Below are 16,379 nucleotides of genomic sequence, written 5' to 3'. Positions count from 1 at the left end.
AGAACGTCAGAAACGTCAGGAACGGTTACTGGGGACGGTGAACCTCCTTGGAATTCGGGCTCTTTGTACAGGGATACGTGGGCAAGCGGGCCGAGACCGATCCGCTCGCGGAGCACAAGGCGCTGATGGAGGAGACCGAGTACGTCATTCAGGCGGACAAGTCGAACTTCAAGTACGCCTGGGTGTCCGAGCACCACTTCCTGGAGGAGTACTCGCACATCTCGGCCAGTGACGTCTACCTCGGCTACCTCGCCCACGCCACCGAGCGCATCCACCTCGGCTCCGGCATCTTCAACCCGCTCGCCCCGGTCAACCACCCGGTGAAGGTGGCCGAGAAGGTCGCCATGCTCGACCATCTCACCGGCAACCGCTTCGAGTTCGGTTCCGGCCGAGGTGCCGGCTCGCACGAGATCCTCGGCTTCATGTCCGGCATCACCGACATGAACCACACGAAGGAGCTGTGGGAGGAGACGATCGCCGAGTTCCCGAAGATGTGGATGCAGGACGAGTACGCCGGCTTCCAGGGCAAACACTGGTCGCTGCCGCCGCGCAAGATCCTGCCCAAGCCGTACGGGCCCTCGCACCCCGCGATGTGGTACGCCGCCGGCTCGCCGCCCTCGTACGCCATGGCCGCCCGCAAGGGGCTCGGAGTGCTCGGCTTCAGCGTCCAGAAGGTCTCCGACATGGAGTGGGTGCTGGAGCAGTACAAGACGGCGATCGTGGACGCCGAGCCGGTCGGGGACTACGTCAACGACAACGTGATGGTGACCTCGACGGCGATCTGTGCGCCGACGCACGCCGAGGCGGTACGGATCGCCGCGGGCGGCGGGCTGCACTATCTGCAGTCGCTGCTCTTCCGGTACCACGACACGTTCCCTCGTCCCGAGGGGTTCCCTGTGTGGCCGGAGACGTTGCCCGAGTTCAACGAGGAGATCATCGAACTGCTCATCGCCGAGGAGCTGTTGATCTGCGGCGATCCGGACGAGGTGCTGACGCAGTGCAAGCGGTGGGAGCAGGCGGGCGCGGATCAGTTGAGCTTCGGGATGCCTATCGGGATCTCGAAGGAGGACACGCTTCAGACGATCCGGTTGGTGGGGGAGCACGTGATTCCGAAGATTGACACGGATCCTGTGCATCGGACTTCGCGGTTCCGAGGGGTGGCTTGAGGGTCTCGTTGGCGGGTGCGGGTGCGGGTGCGGGTGCGGGTGCGTGGGGGTTGTTCGCGCAGTTCCCCGCGCCCCTTAGGTAGGAGTGAGGTGCCGTCTTGCTTGATCATCTGGTCAGAGGGGTTACCGTCGTCGACGGGACCGGTCGCCCTGCCTACGTCGCTGATGTGGGGATACGGGATGGGCGTATCGCGGTCATCGGGTCCCGTGTCACCGAGGAGGCGCGGACGACGGAGGAAGCCGCCGGGCTGGTCCTCGCGCCCGGGTTCGTCGATCCGCACACGCATTACGACGCCCAGCTCTTCTGGGATCCGTATGCGACCCCCTCCCTCAATCACGGGGTCACGACGGTCGCCGCCGGTAACTGCGGTTTCACGCTTGCCCCGTTGAACCCGGACCGGCCCGACGACGCCGACTACACGCGGCGGATGATGTCCAAGGTCGAGGGGATGTCCTTGGTGGCGCTGGAAGAGGGGGCGCCCTGGAGTTGGAGCAGCTTCGGGGAGTACCTGGACGCGCTGGAGGGGCGGATCGCGGTCAACGCCGGTTTCATGGTGGGGCATTGCGCGCTGCGCCGGTACGTCATGGGGTCGGACGCGGTGGGCGGTCAGCCGACCGCGGCTCAACTCGCCGACATGCTGCGGCTGTTCCACGAGGCGATGGACGCCGGAGCCTGGGGATTCTCCACCACCCAGTCGTCCTCGCACTCCGACGGGGACGGCAAGCCGGTGGCGTCCCGGCACGCGCTGCCCGCCGAACTCCTCGCCCTCTCCCAGGCGGTCGGCGAGCACGAGGGCACCCAGATCGAGGCGATCGTCGCCGGCTGCCTCGACCAGTTCAGTGACGCCGAGATCGATCTGTTCGTCGAGATGAGCGCGGTGGCCGGGCGCCCGCTGAACTGGAACGTGCTCACGATCGACGCGTCTGTGCCGGCCCGCGTACCCCGCCAGCTTGAGGCAAGTGAGCGCGCCCGCAAGGCGGGTGGCCGGGTCGTGGCCCTCACCATGCCCATCCTCACCCCGATGAACATGTCCCTCGGCACCTTCTGCGCGCTGAACCTGATCCCCGGCTGGGGACCGGTGCTGGGGCTCCCGGTCCCGGAGCGGATCACCCGGCTCGGCGACCCCGAGGTGCGGGCGGAGCTGGTCCGCCGGGGGCAGAGCGAGGAGGCGGGCGTCTTCCGGCGGCTGACGGACTTCGGCCGGTATGTCATCGGGGACACCTACAGCGAGGCGAACGAGGGCCTGACCGGAAGGGTGGTCGAGGACATCGCCGCCGAACGCGGCCAGGACCCCTTCAGCTGCCTCGTCGAGATCTGCGTGGCCGACGAACTGCGTACGGTCCTGTGGCCCATGCCCACCGACAACGACCCGGCGTCCTGGGCGCTGCGCGCCGAGACCTGGCGGCACGAGGACGTGCTCCTCGGTGGCTCCGACGCCGGCGCGCACCTGGACCGGATGTGCGGGGCCCCGTACACGACCCGTTTCCTCGGCGACTGTCTGCGCGGGCGGAAACTGGTGCCGCTGGAGCGGGCGGTGCAGATGCTGACCGACGACCCGGCGCGGCTGTTCGGCCTCCGGGAGAGGGGACGCATCCAGGAGGGCTTCCATGCGGATCTGGTCCTCTTCGACCCGGAGCGGATCGCCGCCGACAAGGCCACCCTGGTGCACGACCTGCCGGGTGACAGCCCGCGTCTCGACTCGAAGGCGATCGGCGTAACAGCCGTGTGGGTCAACGGGGTTGAGACGATCCGTGATGACACGGTGACGGGTGCGGTACCGGGCAGGGTGCTCCGCTCGGGCCGGGACACGGCGACGGTGAGCACCAAGTGAGCGACGGACAGCGGCTGTTCGTCGGCGGTTCGTGGGTGGAACCGGCCGACGGGCACTACGAGGTGATCGACCCGGCGACGGAGGAAGTCGTCGGGTGGGCGCCGGAGGCCTCGCGGGATCAGGCGCACGCCGCCGCCGCGGCGGCCCGCGAGGCCTTCGGACCGTGGTCGCGCACGTCACCGGAGGAACGGGCCGCCGTCCTGGCCCGCGCCGCGGACATCATCCAGAGCCGCCTGGTGCCGTACGCCGCGCTCGCCCAGGCGGAGACCGGCGCCACGACGGGGACGGCGCGCGGAATGCAGGTGGGCGTGGGTGCGGCCCGTTTCCGCCGGTACGCGAAGGTGGAGCCGGCCGAGTGGGCGATCCCGCCGCAGGTCAACGAGGGGGGCCCGTTCGGGAAGGCCGCGGTGATGGGCGCACTGGCGATACGCCAGCCGGTCGGCGTGGTCGCCTGCATCACCTCGTACAACAACCCGTGGGCCAACCCGGCCGGCAAGATCGCGCCCGCGCTGGCGATGGGCAACACGGTGGTCGTGAAGCCCGCTCCGCAGGACCCGCTGTCGGTGTACAGGATGGCGGAGGCGCTGGAGGCGGCGGGCGCGCCGCCGGGGACCGTCAACGTGGTCAGCGGGCTGGGCGTCGGGGTAGGCGAGGCGGTCGTGGGCGCCGGGGACGTCGACATGGTCAGCTTCACCGGCTCGACGGCGGTCGGACAGCGGATCGCCGAGGTGTGCGGCCGTGGCATGAAACGCCAGTTGATGGAGCTGGGCGGGAAGGGCGCGGCCCTCGTCTTCGACGACGCGGACATCCGCTCGGCGGTCGCGGGCATCGGCACGACGTTCTCGTTCTACAGCGGCCAGATCTGCACGGCGCCGACGCGGGTGCTGGCGCAGCGGGGCGTGTACGGGCAGTTGGTGGAGCAACTCGCCGCGTATGCCGGTCACTTGAAGGTGGGTGATCCTCGCGCGGAGGGCACGGTGGTCGGGCCGGTGATCTCGGGGGCGCACCGGAACCGGGTCGAGGCATACGTCGAACTCGGGCGGAAGGAAGGCGCGGTGGTCGTCGCGGGCGGCGAACGGCCGCCGTACGACCAGGGGTTCTATGTCGCCCCGACCCTGCTGGCCGACTGCACGAACGACATGCGGGTGGCCCGGGAGGAGATCTTCGGGCCGGTGGTGACCGTCATCCCCTTCGACGACGAGGAGGAGGGCGTCGCGCTGGCCAACGACAGCGAGTACGGGCTCATCGACTACGTCTGGTCCGGCGATGTGGCCCGCGCATTCCGGGTCGCCCGGCGGCTACGGGCGGGCGGGGTGGGCGTGAACACCGTCGGACGGAACATGGAGGCGCCGTTCGGCGGGTTCAAGCGGAGCGGGGTGGGGCGCGATGTGGGGTCGTACGCGCTGCATGCGTACGGGGAGGTGCAGGCGGTCGTCTGGGCGGGGTGAGCGCGAGCAGGGCCGAGGTCCGGCCCTGCTCGCGCGCGTAGGAGAAACGCACCGTCAGGAGTCGAAGCACTCCCGGTCCGTGCCGCCCGCCGGTGTGAAGCACAGCTGTAGGCCGGTCCGGTCCGGGCCGCCGATCATCGGCGTGAATCGGTAGTCGCTCGTATCCGCGGCGTCCGTGATGACGACCCGACGCGGCAGGGTGCCGGGGGCAGAGACCTCGATCATGTCCCCGACCTTCGAATGCCAGATCCGGCCCCAGGCGGCGGCGCACACCTCGCTGTACCGGAGATCCACCCCCGTACCGGTGCTGGTGTGGTGCGGCGGACCGAGCGAGTCCACCCGTTCGGGTATCCCGCAGGCCATCGGGCTGGGGTCCTTCCCGTCGCACGCCTTCCCCCGGCATCCGGGGGCGGGATCCAGCGTGGGGGACGCCAGGCTCGCCGGGCTTCCGGCGGCGCTGTGGCCGCGCAGAGACAGCGCCGCCATCATCGCCACTGCGGCCACACCCACACCGGCGATGAACAGCCCCTGGCGCCGAACCCTCCGGTGGTCGCCCGTGGCGCCCACGGCACCTGCGGGGACCAGGGCGGACGCGGACGTGGGCGAGGACATGGGCGGGGGCTCGGCAGAGGGGCGGGTGTGCCGGGCGCGCCCGCTCCACTCGGCGTCCGCCAGTTCCCACAGCGCGAGCAGCCGCCCGGCGGACTCCCCCGCCATCGCGCACAGCGCCTCGACGGCCTGCCGGGGCACCGGCTTCTTCCCGTTGAGATAGCGCTCCCAGGACGACTTGCTGTACGGCGTGCGCTCGGCCAGCGCCGCCAGGCTCAGGCCCGTCCTCGCCCTCATCTCGCGGAGCCCCTCGGCCAGTGCCACGCACTCCGGTGCGGGGCCGGTCATCCGCGCAGCGCCTGCCAGGTGTGCGGACCCACGACGCCGTCCGCCGGCAGCCCGGCCTTCTTCTGCAGACGCATCACGGCCGCGATGGTCTGCTGCCCGTAGACCCCGTCGACGGTGCCCGGCTCCAACCGGAGGTAGCGCAGCAGGCACTGGGCCTCCACCACGTCCCAGCCCGGTCCGGCAAGGACGGCGGTGCGCGTCTCGCTGTAGTCGGCGAACAGTCCCCCGCCTGCCGCGCCGGAACGGCGGACCTTGCAGGAGTACGACTTGCCCGGCTTGAAGACGTACCAGCCCAGCCCCGAGGTAGAGGTGTTGTTGCTGTTGGTGCCGGCATTGGCACCGGTACTGGTGGTGGTACTGCTGCTCGGCTGTGGGCCGTCCAGCGCCGTCTGTACCTTGTCGCCCCCGCTCTCGTCATCGCCCCAGGGCGCGCCGATCAGCATTCCGGCGCACATCCCCACGAGCGCGGCGGCCACCACGGCAGCGAGGGCGACGGGCCGGCGCACCCCTGGCGGCTGCCCAGCCCCCGGCACCGCGGGCCCCTCATCCGAGGCGCCGGGCCCCTCCGCCGATGCCGTAGAACCTGCGTCCGCACCGGAAGGCTCGGCAGCCGCCTCACCCCGTGCTCCCTGCTCGCCGCCGTCCTCCGCACCGGCCGACGAGGACGACGCGATCCGCTGCGGCCACGCTTCCTCGGCCACCTCGTGCAGCACCAGCAACCGGACCGGATCCGCCTCTGCGACCCGCGCCAGCTCCTCCACCGCGTGGCGCGGCGGCAGTGCCTTCCCGTTGAGGTAGCGATCCCACGACGAGCGGCTGTATCCGGTCTTGCCCGCGAGGACGTCCAGGCTCAGCCCGCTGCGGTCCTTCAACCTCCGCAACTGCACCACGAGTTGCCGGACTCTCTGGTCCAGAGAATCCGGCAGTTCCTTCCAACGTGACACGCCCCACCCCAATACGCATCAGAAACCCCCCAGGGCTCTCGCCCCTTGCCCTGTTAGTACACCTCGCGCGGGCTCCAGGGCCAGGCCGACGCTCCACACCCATGTCCTCAGCCATGTCCCGCGAGGGCGGGCGTCCCAGCGATACCGCATCACGCCGGACATCCCAGCAGGTCAACGCTTGTGACGTCCCACGGTGTCCCAACGGGGCCGGCCTCACTGGCCCAGATCCGGATTGACCAGCAGTCTCTGTCGAGCAAGCAGACGGCGCGGTCCACCCGCATCGTCCTCACGGGGAGGAGGTCGAAGCATGAACGCACGAAAGTGCACCGCCTCGCGACGTCAGAACCCGGACAGCTCGCTGTACGAAGTGCGGAGCAGCTGGCCGAATCGGCCTCCTGAAGCTGGCGCGAATCCATCCACGGCCAGTCAATCGAAGAGCGTGTTCTCGATCCCGGCCGCGTAGTGGGCGGCATCAACCCCGGGATGTGCACCGCAACCCGGCAAGCCCGCAAACTCGCCCAGCCCCCAAAACACCTACTGAAGAAAAGGGTCCCCACCATGCGAAATGACACTTTCAAGGGCACGCGGCGGATACTGGCCACCGCCGTCACTGCTGTCGGCCTGCTGGCCGCGTTCGCCGGTTCCGCCCACGCCTCGGGCGGTACTTTCTCGGGCCGTACCGAAAACGGCTGCGGTACTGCCTCCGGCACCTACCACTGGTACGAGACCACCATGTACAACGGCAAGCAGGCATTCAAGACCGACTGGGACATGTCGGTCGTTGACCACTGTTCGACCGACAATGTGAGCGAAAGCCTCTACACGAAGTACTCGAAGTGGAACGGTTCCTCCTGGGCCAACGACAACAAGTTCCACAAGATCGCGGCCTCGGGCAATGGCACCAATGTGGCCGATGTCCGGCTGTACATTTGCCACGTCGGAGACGGCAACAGCTGCGTGGAGCTGTAGGACTGACACACGCACCACCTGAACCCCGGCGCTGCGACCACTTCGCAGCTACGCGGTTCCGCGTCTGCCTGGGATGGGCCCGGTCGGCATCACGCCGGGCGGGCCCATCTTTCGTGGATGGCGTCCCGTGTGACGGCGCAGCCGGTTGAAACCGGCGGGCAGCTCGGTCGCCGCGCCCCGCCGAGCAACCGACGGCCGCCCGGGACGCGGCGTCGAGCGGTCGCTCAGCAGCCGAGGTAGAACCGGATGGCCGTACCCTCCGGGCCCGTGTGGACCCGGACCAGGTCCGCGACGGTGTGCACCAGCAGCAGGCCCCGTCCGCCTCGCTGGTCCCGGGTGGCGGGGCGGCGGCCGGCGAGCGGGTCGTTCAGTTGCCCGCGGTCTCGGACCTCGCACACCAACTGCGAGTCCTCGGCCCAGATCCGCAGGCTCCCCGAACCACCGCCGTGCACCACGCTGTTGGTGGTCAGCTCGGCCACCGCCAGCGCGAGATCGTCCAGGCGTACGCCGGACAGGCCCAGCTCCGCGGCCCGCGCGATGGCGAAGTGCCTGACGTACGGCAGCTCGTCGATGCCGAAGTGCTGGGGCTCGGCCGCCGCAGGGGCCGCCGAGAGCGGCTGGTTGTACTGGGCGACGACCTGCCCGGGCGCGTACGACGGGCTGGGCCGCTCGCTGCCGCCGGAGACGATCACCGGGTGGGTGGCGTACGCGTCGGTGAGCACCTCCTCCGCGAGGCGCTCGGCGTCGTACGGGCACAGGATGGTCACGTCCCGGCCCTCGAACGCCGGGTTGATCAGCGCCTCGTGCTGGACGCACGCCGGGTACTCCACGTTGCTGCGGCCGGGCCAGATCGGCTCCCCGATGATCCGCACATGTGTCTGAGGGTGGGCGTCGGCGAAGGCGCGCAGCACCCTCGGGATGATCCGGCCCGGGTTGCGGCCCGCCTCGGTCATGTCGAGGAAGTACACCGACGTGGCATCGGCGCCCAGGCTGTCCTTGAGCAGGGTCAGGTTCGGGCCGGGCACGGCGACCGCCACCGGATGGCCGACCTTCAGTCCCTCGCGGATGAAGGGCAACGTGCCGTCCAGGTACTCCTCCTGGCCCCGGTAGAACAGGGCGGGATGCACAAACGTCTCAGCAGTCGCCTCAGCGGTCTTCGTGGCAGTCACCGGGCCACCACCTCGATCACGGACAAGTCGGGCCAGAAAATTTCAAGCAGCCGTGGAAGGGTGGCAGGCGGCCGTTCGACCACGATGCGCCGCCCGGCCGGAAGGTCCTGAGCGGCCACCGCCAGGGCCGAGGCGCCGGCGACATCGACAAAGGTCACGGCGGACATCTCCAGATGGCACACGATCTCCTTACGAAGGGGCAGTTGCCGCAGCGTCCACTCCCAGGCCGGACACGTGGCCGCAGTGATCTCGCCGACCGCCCGCCACCCCGCTCCGTCGAGCAGCGGATGCAGCAGCAACGCGCTCCCCGACGCGACCGGTGCCGGCCCTGACCCCGGCGCCGGCGCTGATGCCGAGGCATTCGCCCGTCGTCGCAAACTGTCCACGCCCTCCACGTCCATCTGCCGGTTGCACCTCGCTGTCCCCACGCCGCGCAGTCAAAGAGGAAAGCTGTTCATAGGCACCTTCAGTACACCGCCGCCACTCCCGCCTGCCCCGCGGGAGCCCATATATGCACAGCCGCGCCCCGGCCCGCGACGCGCCGGAACGGTGTCACATCTGCACGCAGGATCCTGAATATGCCGTCCCGGAGGGGGAAGGCGCGACAACACAACAGCCGCGGGCTACGGCAGAGCCGCGCCGTGTGGCGTGGACCCCGACGGCGCATCAGGACCCCAGACCCGAGGTGAGTACATGTCTGCAGCCGATCCTCGTTCACCGTTCGCGTCGGTCGCCCATGGGCCATTGATCATCCGTACCGAAATGCTGGACACCACCGCGGTACTGGCGCCAAGCGGGGCGATCGTTCACGGCTGCACAACGCTGCTCGATCCGGCCCTGGGCAAACTCCCCTGTGACACGGACGGATTGGTCCTGGACATGGCGGAAGTCACCTTCATGGACACCGCCGGGCTCCAGTTGCTCGAACGGCTGGAGGACTACAGCAGCCTCGCCGACATCCCTCTACGGACCGTCAACTGGAACGGCCAGCCCCGCCGCGTCCTGGAGATCATCGGCCTGCCGGTCCCCGCGGCCGGATCCGACCCCGCCGACCCTTTCTCCTCGTCCCCGCCTCCGGACACCCGCCAGTTGGTCGCCTCTCTGCGCTCCGACCAGGGCCTGTGCGCGGTGGCCGCGGAACGCGCGGAACAGGTGGAGAGACTCCGGGAGGAGGTGCACCAGTTACAACAGGCCATCGACTCCCGCCCGGTCATCGACCAGGCACGCGGGATCCTCATGGCCGTCGAAGCCTGCACAGCCGACCAGGCCTGGGACGCCCTGCGCGACGCCTCCCAGCACGCGAACACCAAGCTCCGCGACGTCGCCGAAGCCCTCGTCGCCGTGACCACCGGCGGCCCGGCTCCGACCGAGCCCGTGCGCACGGCGCTACGGGACGCGGTGCGGCGCCGGCAGCGGCGGGCGCCCTGAGGAGGGGGCGGGCGTTCGTTCTTCGTTCAACGCTTGAGCATGTGGATGAGGGCGGCGAAGGCGTCGCGACCGGTCGAGACGACGGAAGAGGGGTCCGGTGTTGCCGAATCGGCGAGCAGGATCGTTTCGGCGGTGACGGATATGTGGACGCAGGCTTCGCCTTCCTGGCAGTGGGACGACTTCTTCCAGGCGTGCTGGGACATGAGGACTCCTCTACAGGTTCTGGGCGATGGCAAGGATCAGGTCTCGGGACTTCTCCGGGGCGAGGGCGGCGGCCTCGACGGTGTCCAGGAGCTGTCGGTACTTCTCCAGGTGGGCCTCGGCGTCAAGCAGCATGGGGCCGTGGAACTGGTCGAGTTGGACGGTGTCCAGTTGCGGTACGGGTCCGCACAGGTAGTTGATGGACTGCCCGGACCCGGGGAACGCGCCGACGTCGAACGGCAGCACCCGGAGGATGATGTGGTCCCGTTCGCTCATGTCGAGCAGATGCCGGAGTTGCGCGCGTGCCACGTCACGGCCGCCGACCCTCATGTGCAGGGCGGCTTCATGGATGACGGTGCTGTACGGATTCGGGTTGGCCCGGTACACGACGTCCTGTCGCTTGATGCGGTACGAGACCCGGTGCTCGACCTCGGGCGGAGTGGGAGCCGGGATCACGTGACGGAAGATCTCGCGGGCGTGCTCGGTGGTCTGGAGCATTCCGGGGACGTGTGAGGTGAAGGCGGTGCGCAGGGCGGTTGCGTGGTGCTCCAGTTCGGCGAGTGAGAGCAACCCTGAGGGCAGTACCTCGCGGTACGCCTCCCACCACCAGCCGCGGGTCTTCTCGCCGGCCATGGCGACGAGGGCGTCGACGTAGGGCTGGTTCGCGCAGGAGTAGAGGTGGGCCATCGCGCGGACGCGGTCAGGGCTCACGCCGAACCGGGCGGACTCCACGTTGCTGAGTTGACCAGAACTGGTGCCCAGCAATTGCGCTGCCTCCGTCGCGGTCATCCCCGCCCGCTCACGGAGTTTGCGCAGCTCCGTCGCGAGCCGGACACGTCGGGCCGTCGAAGCGGGCCTTGTCGTCATGGCGTCTCCTTGTCGCGCGCACCGCAGGGGTTTGTCACCCACATGAGGGATAAAGCGCCGAGATCCTTCGGAATCCAGCAAAGCACCTTTGCCGATCCCCTAACTTCGTCTCAGGCGCCCCACCGCCCAGAAGCACCCCGCTCGACGGAGCGACCACGGTCACTGGGCAACGCAACGCAGCATCACGCAACACAACGTACCGACACCACCCAACTCCCCTCCGTGATCGGAGACTTCCGATGGCCACCGTATCGCCGTCATCCCCGTTTTGGAGCTACGCCCTCCAGCTCCCGCACGATCCCCGCGCACCGGGCATCGCCCGCGCCACCCTGCGCACCGTCCTGGCCGCCCACGACCTCGCCCACCTCACCCCCACGGCCGAACTCCTCGCCTCCGAACTGCTCACCAACGCCCACCTCCACACCAGGGGCCCGTACATGCTCCGCCTCCTCGCCACGGAACCGGACCGGCTCCGGGTCGCGGTGTGGGACACGGACCCCAGGGTCCCGCCCGGCTTCCGCGAGGAGGGCGCCCTCGCCGCCGTACCCCCGGACGACGCCGAAGGCGGACGCGGGCTGCACCTCGTACGGGCGTGTGCCGACTCGTGGGGGGTGTCCGTGCTGCGGGAGCTGGGGGCGTCGAAGGGCGGCAAAATGCTGTGGGCCGACTGCGGACCGACGGAGGTGACCGGGTGATCACGCCCTGTCGGCCTTCCGTGAGCGGCGTCATACTGGGAAGTGGAGCCATGCCCGTTCATCAGGAGCAGATCATGAGCGCACAGCCCGAGCACGCCTGGGGGGAGATGCCGCTCCCACCGATCCGGACCGTGGACGACCTGCGCAGTGCGCTCAGCCGTTACGGCTTCCCAGGGGACCGGGAGCGGTTCGAGGATGAGTTGGCGGCTGCCATAGGAGCTGCTCCGACCAATGACTTCGAGGGTCCCGCCGCCGTGGTCAGACACCCCATGTCGTTTGGTGTCAAGCTGCATGGGGTTCGGGGTGTGCGTGGTGCGACCAGGCGGTCGCTTCGTCGTAGAAGGTTCGGGTCTTGAGGCAGCCGTGGAGGATGCCGACGAGGCGGTTGCCGACCTGGCGTAGGGCGGGGTTGTAGCCGGCCTCGCGGGCGCGCTGCTTGTCGTAGTAGTGGCGGGCGCCGGGTGAGGCGCGCAGGGCGGAGAACGCCTGACGCTGGAGGGCGTCGGCGAGCCGGTTGTTGCGGATGTAGCGGGCCTGGACGGTGTGGCTCTTGCCGGAGGCGCGGGTGACGGGGCTGGTGCCGGCGTAGTTCTTGCGTGCCTTGGCGGACGCGTAGCGGGCGGGGTCGTCCCCGAACTCGGCGAGCACCCGCGCGCCGGTGATCACCCCGATGCCGGGCATCGAGAGGTAGATCTCAGCGTCCGGGTGCGCGAGAAAATGCGCCTTCACCTGCGCTTCCAGCTCGGTTATCTGCTCGTTCAGGGCGACCAGCAGCTTCGCGTGGGCGGTGGCGGTGGCCGCGTAGGCCGCGGTCACCGGCTCAGGCAGGCCGAGGTGCTGCTCGCGCATCGCGGTCTGGATCGTGGCGGCCTTGGCGCTCCGGTTGTGTCGGCGGTAGCGGGCCAGGACGACGGTGATCTGCGCGCAGGTCAGCTTCGCCGCTGCGGCGGGTGTAGGCGCCTTGATCAGTAGCTCCAGTGCGTCCGGGCTGGTCAGTTCCAGGTCCGCGTAAGCGTTCAGGGCGGCGGGAAAGTACTCGCGCAGCGTGTTGCGCAGCCGCTGGAAGGTACGGGTGCGTTCCCAGATGAGGGTCTGGTGGGCGCGGGCGACGACCTTGACGGCCTGGGCCTGTTCGCTGTCCCCGGCGACCGGCCGCAGCTGGTCGCGGTCGATGCGGACCATGTCGGCCAGCGCATGCGCGTCACCCTTGTCGCTCTTGGCGCCGGAGGTGCCGTACCGCTCCTTGAACCGCGCGGCCTGCCGGGGGTTGAGGGCGTAGACCTGGTAGCCGGAGGCGAGCAGGGCCTGTACCCAGGGGCCGCGGTCGGTCTCGATGCCGACGATCACATCGGTGGCATCGAGGTCGTCGCCGCCGTGCCTCGCGATGAGTTCGTGAAGCTTGGTGATGCCCTCCACGCCCTCGGGCAGTCTCGCGGCGGCCAGTTTGCGGCCGGTCGCGTCCTGGACCTCGACATCGTGGTGGTCCTCGGCCCAGTCGTCGCCGATGAGAATCAACTCGCCCTCCCGGTCAGGTAGTTCACTCGGGCAGCCTGCGGAAGACGCGGCACGCTCCCTAATGGATCCAGTGCTCACGCTCTGCTCGGCGGGCACGCCACCCCATCAGCGGTCTGGCCTTCCGGCCGACCGGCAGGGGCACGGTCTGACCACAGAAGTCGGATGCTTCCGGGCTTGTGAGTGCTCACCTGTCGGCGGCTACGGCACCGAGTCTCTCCGACCCGGCAGCTCCCATTAGGGCTTACCGCCACCGGGTTCGGATCAGGAACTCGCCGGAGATCATGGCGGCCCTTGAGGAAGCTCGTAGCGGGGGCGGCGGTACGTGAACGAGTTTCCGTTGGAGGAGGCCGAACCCGCGAGGAAGGTGTTCGGTGACCTGACGGAGGGGGAGCGGGAAGTCGTACGGGACGCGCTCGCGGTGATCGGGCGGGACCCGGCGGCCGGCCGCGAGATTCCGGGCTGGCGCCCTCCTTCCGTGGAGTACACGTACACGACCCCACTCGCTCACGACTCGGCGGAGGCGATCACGGTTGTGTACACCCACACGCCCGGAATGGGTGTGACCGTCGTCTTCTACTTCCGTGATCCACAGGTGGTGGACTGAGGCTGCCGGTGTCGGCCTTCGACGGCCGGATGCGCGGGCGCAAGGATGAGCAGGGCCGTCAGCAGGAGAGTTGGCGGGCTCCACGACCGGTAGGGTCGGTGAGCTTCAGTCCCAGCAGCATCCGGTCGTTGTGCTCGGCGGGGTCATAGACCCCGTCCGGGTCTGCCAGCAGAGCACCCGACAGCGCGCACAGCTCCAGCAGTTGATGCCATTCGCGGCCGCTGCGGGCCAGACGCGACATTTCCATGCCCAGCACCAGGCCCACATGGTCCAGGCCGACCTCGGAGACCAGACGCTGGAAGCCGGCCGGCCCGCTTTACGACGCCGGATGCGGAGTGGCCCAGGTCCTCGTCGATCACCAGGACCCTGGAGGCAGCCCAGCCCAAGTCGACGGCCCGTTGCCTGAGTCCGTACTGCAGCCGGGTGGACTCGGCATGATCGAGGACCTGCTGGGGAGTCGACTGACGGACATAGATCACCGCGAGCCGGTCACGATGCCACGGCTGGATCTTGCCCTCAATCCGATCCCACGGCGCTGCAGCCGTCGTGCTCACCGAGGTCACCCCCGTCCTGCCCGACCGGGTCCGCCGCGGTCACCATCCGTGCAGCCAGCACTGCCAGCAACCGCACCACCAGCTGGCGGTTCAGTTCCGGAACGGCTCCCCACTGCGGAATCCGGGGAGCTCAGCGGCGACATGTCCGTCCACTGACCCTCACCGCCCTCTTCGTCATCAGCCAGCCGCTCACGCAACTGCCGGACAAAAGCAGCGGTGTTGAGCAGGCCATCAACCCCTACGACAGGCCTGTTCCCCGCCTCGGGCACATCTATGTCGGCATTACGGCTTGCTCCTTGAGCACACCTTCCGGCTGATGAAACAGACCCTCGGCTGGACCCGCCCGAAACTCCGCACCCCCGAGGCCGGAGACCGCTGGACGTGGCTGATCAACGCCGCCCACACCCAGCTCCGGCTCACCCACGCCGCAGCGGACCTCCGCCGCCCCTGGGAGAAGCCGGCCGAGCCCGCACGGCTCACCCCGGCTCGAGTCCGCCGAGGGTTTCGGAACCTCCGCCCGCACCTGCACTGTCCAGCCCGTGCACCGAAACCCTCAACACCCGGACCAGGAAGACCACTTGGTTCGAAGAACCGCCGCCCCACGACCCACTATGACGTCGGAAAAACGACCAGGCGCCCCGAGAGCATCATCGAGCGCGACAGCCTCAGAGGTTAGAAGACGCGCTCAGGGCCCACGCTGGTCCAGGACACGATCTCGGTATCCACGCCAGGCTTCGAAGGCCGACTGGGCGCAGTCCGCGGTTAGGAAGTCTCCCGACCCGGTGTCGAAGGCCCGTGCTTTCAACGCATCGGCGACCGCGAGGGCAGCGTGAGCTGCCATTTCGCTATCGCCATGGATGAAGAGGCTGACGCCGGCGACCGGCGCGTCGTCAGCCTCGTTGACCGGGGTGCTGATGGAGAAGCCGGGACCCTCGTAATCGCCCCATCCATTCTGCGAATACTCGATGCCCGGCAGCACCTCTGCAAGGACAGCGCGAACATCGCAGCCCGCGCCCAGACTCGGCGGCTCCCAGTCCTCGGGGATCTCGTCTATCGCCTCGGCCTCGGGCGGAAACCGCATGATGAATACATCCCAGCTCACCCGCACAATCTACGCGCCAGCACTGACACTCAGCCCGGGCATGAACCGGCCGCCTGGTTAAAAGACCTTACGCTTTCTGAAGGGTGTCTTTGAAGGGCGACAACGTGTTCAGCAGCTCCACACATTGGCGGTCCGTCCACAAATAATCCAGCGCCTGCGCCGGTGCCGGAGAGTACACCCTGGTATGAAAAAGCCACGACCAGTGCGAAGGAGTGGTGGCACGTTAATGTGGAGAACCATGACTGGTCCCAGAGCCCATGGGGGTCCACGGATTCTCCCCTGATTCCCGGGATCGGCGGGCCTCTGCTAGCGTACTGAACCGGTCTGGTCGGAGGGTAGTGAGTGATGAACGTTTCCTTGTTCCCTATTTCTGGGCGAGAGATCGAAGATGGTTTCGGACTGGTCATTTCCCGATTCCATGTTCTAGAATCGAATGATTCCACCGTGTTGTGTGACCTCGGTGACGATTCAGGTGTTATCGAGAAGCTTTTGCAGCAGATTAACGCGAGCGACGGTGTCATCTCGGCTGTTTCTGGTGGGAGTCTCCTCGGTGATGACGGTGCTGGAACATTTTGCACTTTTCTGTCGGCCGAAGAAGTAGCAGAGGTAAGTCAGTTCTTTTCTTCCGTCCCTGTTCGGGATGTGATGCAACAGGCGCCCGAGGTGCTTTCTGGAATTATCCGTGGCCGGATCCCTGCCGGCTACCTGGAGGATCTGGAGGCAACCTTGATTGACCTGTGGAGAATCTATGATCTCGCGGCCAGGGAAGCTCTGTGTGTGGCCCAGGTCTATGAAGGGTGATCGCTCCAAGCGATTGCTCACGAGGCGTAATGAATCGTCCGGGCGGCATCCAAGCCGTTCGTGACACTGGGCTTCGAACAGGTCAAATCCTTGCCCCGGGGTGCTTTGATGTTGCCTGTTACGCATGACTTCGGGCAATATTGCCGCCCTGCCACCACCCTTGTGCTGCGCGCCCTCTTCGGCGGCC

General features: G+C 68.4%; 17 protein-coding genes and 1 pseudogene. 9 read left to right on the top strand and 9 right to left on the bottom strand.

Annotated elements, in window-relative coordinates; all coding sequences use genetic code 11:
* Nucleotides 1-47 precede the first annotated feature (47 nt).
* The 3 genes from OG734_RS19850 (at nucleotide 48) to OG734_RS19840 (ending at nucleotide 4,446) form a co-directional block, all read left to right on the top strand.
* Nucleotides 48-1,166, top strand: coding sequence for an LLM class flavin-dependent oxidoreductase (locus OG734_RS19850; RefSeq protein ID WP_330288862.1), 1,119 nt, complete (start codon nucleotides 48-50; stop codon nucleotides 1,164-1,166).
* A gap of 98 nt (nucleotides 1,167-1,264) precedes the next feature.
* Nucleotides 1,265-2,998: an N-acyl-D-amino-acid deacylase family protein gene (locus OG734_RS19845; RefSeq protein WP_330288861.1), complete on the top strand. Its 1,734-nt coding sequence runs from the start codon at nucleotides 1,265-1,267 to the stop codon at nucleotides 2,996-2,998.
* Nucleotides 2,995-4,446, top strand: coding sequence for an aldehyde dehydrogenase family protein (locus OG734_RS19840; RefSeq protein WP_330288860.1), 1,452 nt, complete (start codon nucleotides 2,995-2,997; stop codon nucleotides 4,444-4,446). The genes OG734_RS19845 and OG734_RS19840 overlap by 4 nt, the downstream gene beginning before the upstream one ends.
* Before the next feature lie 54 nt (nucleotides 4,447-4,500).
* Here the strand turns inward: OG734_RS19840 and OG734_RS19835 are convergent, their stop codons facing one another.
* Nucleotides 4,501-5,343: a helix-turn-helix domain-containing protein gene (locus OG734_RS19835; protein ID WP_330288859.1), complete on the bottom strand. Its 843-nt coding sequence runs from the start codon at nucleotides 5,341-5,343 to the stop codon at nucleotides 4,501-4,503.
* Nucleotides 5,340-6,287 (bottom strand): helix-turn-helix domain-containing protein, encoded by a 948-nt coding sequence (locus tag OG734_RS19830; RefSeq protein WP_330288858.1) that lies wholly within the window; start codon nucleotides 6,285-6,287, stop codon nucleotides 5,340-5,342. Before OG734_RS19830 ends, OG734_RS19835 begins: the two co-directional genes overlap by 4 nt.
* A 558-nt stretch (nucleotides 6,288-6,845) precedes the next feature.
* Between OG734_RS19830 and OG734_RS19825 the strand changes: the two genes are divergently transcribed.
* On the top strand, nucleotides 6,846-7,256 hold the full coding sequence (locus tag OG734_RS19825; RefSeq protein WP_330288857.1) for a hypothetical protein: 411 nt from the start codon (nucleotides 6,846-6,848) through the stop codon (nucleotides 7,254-7,256).
* Between the two features lie 224 nt (nucleotides 7,257-7,480).
* Here the strand turns inward: OG734_RS19825 and OG734_RS19820 are convergent, their stop codons facing one another.
* Nucleotides 7,481-8,425, bottom strand: coding sequence for an anti-sigma factor RsbA family regulatory protein (locus tag OG734_RS19820; protein WP_330288856.1), 945 nt, complete (start codon nucleotides 8,423-8,425; stop codon nucleotides 7,481-7,483).
* Nucleotides 8,422-8,724: an STAS domain-containing protein gene (locus OG734_RS19815; protein WP_443064877.1), complete on the bottom strand. Its 303-nt coding sequence runs from the start codon at nucleotides 8,722-8,724 to the stop codon at nucleotides 8,422-8,424. The genes OG734_RS19820 and OG734_RS19815 overlap by 4 nt, the downstream gene beginning before the upstream one ends.
* A gap of 394 nt (nucleotides 8,725-9,118) precedes the next feature.
* Between OG734_RS19815 and OG734_RS19810 the strand changes: the two genes are divergently transcribed.
* Entirely contained in the window at nucleotides 9,119-9,853 is a 735-nt protein-coding gene (locus OG734_RS19810) for an ANTAR domain-containing protein (RefSeq protein ID WP_330288855.1), read from the top strand.
* 26 nt (nucleotides 9,854-9,879) lie between these two features.
* Here OG734_RS19810 and OG734_RS19805 read toward each other — a convergent pair whose 3' ends face one another.
* Complete coding sequence (locus tag OG734_RS19805) at nucleotides 9,880-10,056, bottom strand: DUF397 domain-containing protein (RefSeq protein ID WP_330288854.1); 177 nt, start codon at nucleotides 10,054-10,056, stop codon at nucleotides 9,880-9,882.
* Between the two features lie 10 nt (nucleotides 10,057-10,066).
* Nucleotides 10,067-10,921, bottom strand: coding sequence for a helix-turn-helix domain-containing protein (locus OG734_RS19800; protein ID WP_330288853.1), 855 nt, complete (start codon nucleotides 10,919-10,921; stop codon nucleotides 10,067-10,069).
* Between the two features lie 239 nt (nucleotides 10,922-11,160).
* On the opposite strand from OG734_RS19800, the gene OG734_RS19795 reads away from it, so the two are divergent.
* Entirely contained in the window at nucleotides 11,161-11,616 is a 456-nt protein-coding gene (locus OG734_RS19795) for an ATP-binding protein (protein ID WP_330288852.1), read from the top strand.
* Between the two features lie 282 nt (nucleotides 11,617-11,898).
* On the opposite strand, the gene OG734_RS19790 is transcribed toward OG734_RS19795, so the two are convergent.
* A complete protein-coding gene (locus OG734_RS19790; protein WP_330288851.1) occupies nucleotides 11,899-13,131 on the bottom strand; it encodes an IS110 family transposase in 1,233 nt (410 codons plus the stop codon).
* 322 nt (nucleotides 13,132-13,453) lie between these two features.
* Here OG734_RS19790 and OG734_RS19785 point away from each other — a divergent pair, with 322 nt between their 5' ends.
* Nucleotides 13,454-13,735, top strand: coding sequence for a hypothetical protein (locus OG734_RS19785; protein ID WP_330288850.1), 282 nt, complete (start codon nucleotides 13,454-13,456; stop codon nucleotides 13,733-13,735).
* Nucleotides 13,736-13,793: 58 nt separating this feature from the next.
* Here the strand turns inward: OG734_RS19785 and OG734_RS19780 are convergent, their stop codons facing one another.
* Entirely contained in the window at nucleotides 13,794-13,982 is a 189-nt protein-coding gene (locus tag OG734_RS19780; protein ID WP_330288849.1) for a hypothetical protein, read from the bottom strand.
* A gap of 602 nt (nucleotides 13,983-14,584) precedes the next feature.
* Here OG734_RS19780 and OG734_RS19775 point away from each other — a divergent pair.
* Nucleotides 14,585-14,965: pseudogene (locus OG734_RS19775) on the top strand (NF041680 family putative transposase); the annotation flags it as partial.
* Between the two features lie 9 nt (nucleotides 14,966-14,974).
* Here the strand turns inward: OG734_RS19775 and OG734_RS19770 are convergent.
* Complete coding sequence (locus tag OG734_RS19770; RefSeq protein WP_330288848.1) at nucleotides 14,975-15,391, bottom strand: hypothetical protein; 417 nt, start codon at nucleotides 15,389-15,391, stop codon at nucleotides 14,975-14,977.
* 345 nt (nucleotides 15,392-15,736) lie between these two features.
* Between OG734_RS19770 and OG734_RS19765 the strand changes: the two genes are divergently transcribed.
* Nucleotides 15,737-16,192, top strand: a complete 456-nt coding sequence (locus OG734_RS19765; RefSeq protein ID WP_330288847.1) for a hypothetical protein — start codon at nucleotides 15,737-15,739, stop codon at nucleotides 16,190-16,192.
* Nucleotides 16,193-16,379 lie beyond the last annotated feature (187 nt).

This window comes from Streptomyces sp. NBC_00576 (genome assembly GCF_036345175.1).
Taxonomy (GTDB): Bacteria; Actinomycetota; Actinomycetes; order Streptomycetales; family Streptomycetaceae; genus Streptomyces.
This window is presented reverse-complemented; position numbering and strand designations above follow the sequence as displayed.

Excerpts from the sequence above, each read along its gene's own strand:
- OG734_RS19835 (WP_330288859.1), bottom strand. The coding sequence starts at position 5,343 with ATGACCGGCCCCGCACCGGAGTGCGTGGCACTGGCCGAGGGGCTCCGC.
- OG734_RS19825 (WP_330288857.1), top strand. The coding sequence starts at position 6,846 with ATGCGAAATGACACTTTCAAGGGCACGCGGCGGATACTGGCCACCGCC.
- OG734_RS19810 (WP_330288855.1), top strand. The coding sequence starts at position 9,119 with ATGTCTGCAGCCGATCCTCGTTCACCGTTCGCGTCGGTCGCCCATGGG.
- OG734_RS19805 (WP_330288854.1), bottom strand. The coding sequence starts at position 10,056 with ATGTCCCAGCACGCCTGGAAGAAGTCGTCCCACTGCCAGGAAGGCGAA.
- OG734_RS19800 (WP_330288853.1), bottom strand. The coding sequence starts at position 10,921 with ATGACGACAAGGCCCGCTTCGACGGCCCGACGTGTCCGGCTCGCGACG.
- OG734_RS19795 (WP_330288852.1), top strand. The coding sequence starts at position 11,161 with ATGGCCACCGTATCGCCGTCATCCCCGTTTTGGAGCTACGCCCTCCAG.
- OG734_RS19780 (WP_330288849.1), bottom strand. The coding sequence starts at position 13,982 with ATGGAAATGTCGCGTCTGGCCCGCAGCGGCCGCGAATGGCATCAACTG.
- OG734_RS19765 (WP_330288847.1), top strand. The coding sequence starts at position 15,737 with ATGAACGTTTCCTTGTTCCCTATTTCTGGGCGAGAGATCGAAGATGGT.